This is a genomic window from Streptomyces glaucescens (assembly GCF_002154375.1).
Taxonomy (GTDB): Bacteria; Actinomycetota; Actinomycetes; order Streptomycetales; family Streptomycetaceae; genus Streptomyces; species Streptomyces glaucescens.
Map to the genome: position 1 here is coordinate 1 of NZ_MUND01000620.1, position 3605 is coordinate 3605.

Sequence of the window (3605 nt, forward strand, 5' to 3'; positions counted from 1 at the left end):
GTTTGACGACACCCCCTAGTCGCGTACCGGGACGCGTTCCGCCTCCGGGGTGGTGGACTTGGCGACCACGACCGATGCCTGGGAGGGCCGGGTGCGCAGACCCGTCAGGGCGATCAGCAGGCCGGCCACGGCGATGCCCGTGACCACGATCAGGCCCGGCCGGTAGCTGTCGAGTACGGCCTGCGGGCCGGCGTCCTCGGGGGTGTGGGCGGTGACCACGGCCGTCACCACGGCGAGGAAGATGGCGCCGCCGACCTGCACCGAGGTGTTGAGGAGTCCGGAGACCATGCCCTGCTCGTGGTCGTCGACCCCGTTGGTGGCCTGGATGTTCAGCGACGGGAAGACCAGTGCGCAGGCCGCGCCGATCAGCAGCATGCTCGGCAGGATGGCGACCGCGTACACCGGGTCGAGGTCGACGCCCAGGAAGAGCGCGTAACCGGCGACCATCAGCGCGAAGCCGGCCGCGATGAGGCGCGGGGTGCCGAACCGGTCGACGATCGCGCCGACCTTCGTCGACGACACCGCCACCAGCGCGCCCGCCGGCAGGAAGGCGAGCGCCGTGTGCAGCGCGGACCAGCCCAGCAGCGACTGCATGTACAGGGTGACCAGGAACTGGAAGCCGACGTACGACCCGAAGAAGGCCATGGCACCGAGCTGGGCGCGCACCTGGGTGCCGGAACGGAGCACGCCGAGCCGTACCAGCGGCCCCGGCGAGCGCCGTTCAACCAGCACGAACGCGGTCAGCAGCACGGCCACCGCCAGGAAGGACAGCAGGGTGCGGGCGGTGGCCCAGCCGGCCTCCGGTGCCTGGACGACGGTGAACACCAGCAGCAGCATGGCGGCGGTGCCGAGGACGGCGCCGGGGATGTCGTAGCCGCGGTGGTCGCGTTCGCGGGTGCTGTGCGGGAGCAGCTTGAGGCCGGCGACCAGCGCGATCAGGGCGATGGGCGCGGGCAGCAGCATGGTCAGCCGCCAGCTGGCCTCGGTGAGCAGGCCCGACAGCACCAGGCCCATCGAGAAGCCGGTGGCGGCGCAGGTGGTGTAGATGGACAGGGCCCGGTTGCGCAGCGGCCCCTCGGGGAACGTCGTGGTGATGATCGACAGGCCGGCCGGGGCGGTGAAGGCCGCGCTCAGTCCCTTGATGAAGCGGCTCGCGATGAGCAGCGGGCCGGAGTCGACGAGTCCGCCGAGGAGCGAGGCGAGGGCGAAGACGGCCAGGGCCACCAGGAAGACCTGGCGCCGGCCCAGCAGGTCGGCGGTGCGTCCGCCGAGCAGCAGCAGGCCGCCGTAGCCGAGGATGTAGCCGCTGACGATCCATTGCAGGGTCGAGGTGGACAGGCCGAGGTCGGCGCCGATGGACGGCAGGGCCACGCCGACCATGGACACGTCCAGCGCGTCGAGGAACATCGCGGCGCAGAGCACGAGCAGGGTGCCCCACAACCGGGGTGTCCAGCGCACCTCGGGCCGCGCCTCGGGTGTGGGAGCGGTGAGCGGAGAGGTCATGGCACGGACACTACATGCACCTGCATTCAATGCAAGCGCATTTAATCCCCATGCAACAAAACGATTTCTCTGCTACGGTGCGAACATGGCGGCGAAGAAGGCGGCCGAGCAGGCGCTTGTGGAGCAGTGGCGGGGCATCCTCGCGCTGCACGCGCACACCCAGTGGGAACTCGACCGGGCCCTGCACGGGCACGGCCTGTGCGCCAGTGACTTCGAGGTCCTCGACGTGCTGGCCGAGGGGGACACGCCGAAGGGCCCCTGCAGCTACCGCGTGCAGGAGATCTCCGAGCACGTCCACCTCAGCCAGAGCGCTCTCTCCCGGCTGATCGCGCGGCTGGAGAAGGACGGGCTGGTCAGCCGTGGCATGTGCCCGGAGGACCGGCGCGGGGTGCGGGTGGCCCTCACCGAGAAGGGGCGCGCCCTGCACGCCGAGGTGCTGCCGGCGCAGCGGGCGGTGCTGACCCGGATGCTGGGCCAGGACACGCCGGACTGAGTCCGGACGCCGGGCCGAGCCGGACGTGCGGGGGCTAGCCCCAACGCGCGGGGCCGGGCCCGGACGTGCAGGGCCGGGCCCGGACGTGCAGGGCCGAGCCCCAACGCGCGAAGCCGAGCGCGGGGAACGGCCTCAGACGGCCGACCGTTCCCGCCACAGGGCGGCCAGCGCCCGGTCCCCGGTCACCGACGGAACGGGCAGCCGGTTCCACAGCGCCAGATACAACTCCTCCGCCCGGCCGGACAGTTCGCAGTCGGCCCCTTCCGAGGCGTCCCGCGTCGTCACCGGCGGCTCCGGCGAGAGCCGTACGGTCCACACCGCGTCCGTGTCCGTGGTGCGCACCCGCAGCGCCCGGGGCTCGTCCGTGCGCACCCGGCTCCGGGAACGGGCCTGGAAACCGCGCAGCAGCTCGTCGATGCCGTCCGTCGCGAAGTCGCCCTCCACCCGGCCCGGGGTGCCGCCGAGTGCCGCCTCCGCGTCGAAGCGGTGCACGGCGGTCTCGTGGGCCTGCCGACGGGCCCAGAACTCCAGGGGCGACGGCGCGGGCAGGAACGCCCAGCACGCCACGTCCGGCGCCGCCGCGGCGAGCGTGTCGACGAGCCGGCGATGCTCCTCGCGGTACCAGGCCACCAGTTCGGGGCCGTCGAGTTCCGGCGGATCGCCGAAGGGGCGTCGCTCGGTGTGCCCCTCCCGGACGTACGACGCGGCCCAGCGGTGCACCGTGCCGGTGTGCCGCAGCAGGTCGCGCACCTGCCAGTCGGGGCAGGTCGGCACCTTGGCGCCGGTCCCCGCCCGCTCGGCGGCGGAGGCGAGCGCTCGGCCTTCCCTGTCGAGGATCTCGACGTAGCGGCCTGTCTCCAGAGCAGTGGATTCCATGGGCGGAGTCTGCCGGATGGAGCACGCTCCAAGGCAAGGCGGTCTTCCCGCCGCCGTCCCGGGACGGACCTCCCCCCGGCCTCACTGGGCGGTGGCGCGCCGGGTCGCGAACCCGATCAGCGCCGCAATCGCGGCGAGCGCCGCCACGCTGGTCAGGGCGGCCGGCAGGGAGAACCAGTCGGCCATGAAACCGATGACGGGCGGGCCCAGGAGCATGCCCCCGTAACCCAGGGTCGAGGCGACCGCGACCCCGCTCGGGCCGGCGAGCGCGCCCGCCCGCTCCACCGCGACCGGGAAGAGATTGGCGAGACCGAGGCCCGCCACCGCGAAGCCGAACAGCGCCGCCCACAGCGAGGGCGCCAGCGAGCCCAGCAGCATGCCGACCGCTGCGGTGGCGCCGCCCGCGACCACGGTGCGGGTCCGGCCCAGGCGCTCCAGCAGGACCGTTCCGCTCAGCCGGCCCAGGGTCATGGCGAGCGCGAAGCAGGAGTAGCCGATCGCCGCGACGCCGGGGGAGGCGTCGAGGTCCTGCTCCAGATGGAGCGCGCCCCAGTCGGCGAGTGCGCCCTCGCCGTAGGCCGTGCACAGGGCGATCAGGCCGAAGACGGCCACCAGGGCGCGGGTGCGGCGGTCGGGGCGAGGGCGGGGCGGGACGCTCGCGCCGGGTCGCCCGCCCGTCGTCGGCTCCGGCGGCCTCGGCGGTTCCGCTGCTTCCGGCGGTCCCGGCGGTCCC

At 73.5% G+C, this 3605-nt stretch carries 4 protein-coding genes; 1 reads left to right on the forward strand and 3 read right to left on the reverse strand.

Annotation, left to right across the window (positions count from 1 at the left end; genetic code table 11):
- Positions 1–15: 15 nt before the first annotated feature.
- Positions 16–1503 (reverse strand): MFS transporter, encoded by a 1488-nt coding sequence (locus CCN42_RS33235; protein WP_086741133.1) that lies wholly within the window; start codon positions 1501–1503, stop codon positions 16–18.
- 85 nt (positions 1504–1588) lie between these two features.
- Here CCN42_RS33235 and CCN42_RS33240 point away from each other — a divergent pair, with 85 nt between their 5' ends.
- On the forward strand, positions 1589–1996 hold the full coding sequence (locus CCN42_RS33240; protein WP_086741134.1) for a MarR family winged helix-turn-helix transcriptional regulator: 408 nt from the start codon (positions 1589–1591) through the stop codon (positions 1994–1996).
- A 132-nt stretch (positions 1997–2128) separates the two neighbouring features.
- Here CCN42_RS33240 and CCN42_RS33245 read toward each other — a convergent pair whose 3' ends face one another.
- Both CCN42_RS33245 and CCN42_RS33250 read right to left on the reverse strand, forming a co-directional pair.
- Entirely contained in the window at positions 2129–2872 is a 744-nt protein-coding gene (locus CCN42_RS33245) for a maleylpyruvate isomerase family mycothiol-dependent enzyme (RefSeq protein WP_422641228.1), read from the reverse strand.
- Positions 2873–2953: 81 nt separating this feature from the next.
- On the reverse strand, positions 2954–3605 hold a 652-nt coding region (locus tag CCN42_RS33250), incomplete at its 5' end, for an MFS transporter (protein WP_143662104.1).

What these genes read in the sequence shown, in the direction of transcription:
- CCN42_RS33245 (WP_422641228.1), bottom strand. Translation starts at nt 2,872, where the DNA reads ATGGAATCCACTGCTCTGGAGACAGGCCGCTACGTCGAGATCCTCGAC.
- CCN42_RS33240 (WP_086741134.1), top strand. Translation starts at nt 1,589, where the DNA reads ATGGCGGCGAAGAAGGCGGCCGAGCAGGCGCTTGTGGAGCAGTGGCGG.
- CCN42_RS33235 (WP_086741133.1), bottom strand. Translation starts at nt 1,503, where the DNA reads ATGACCTCTCCGCTCACCGCTCCCACACCCGAGGCGCGGCCCGAGGTG.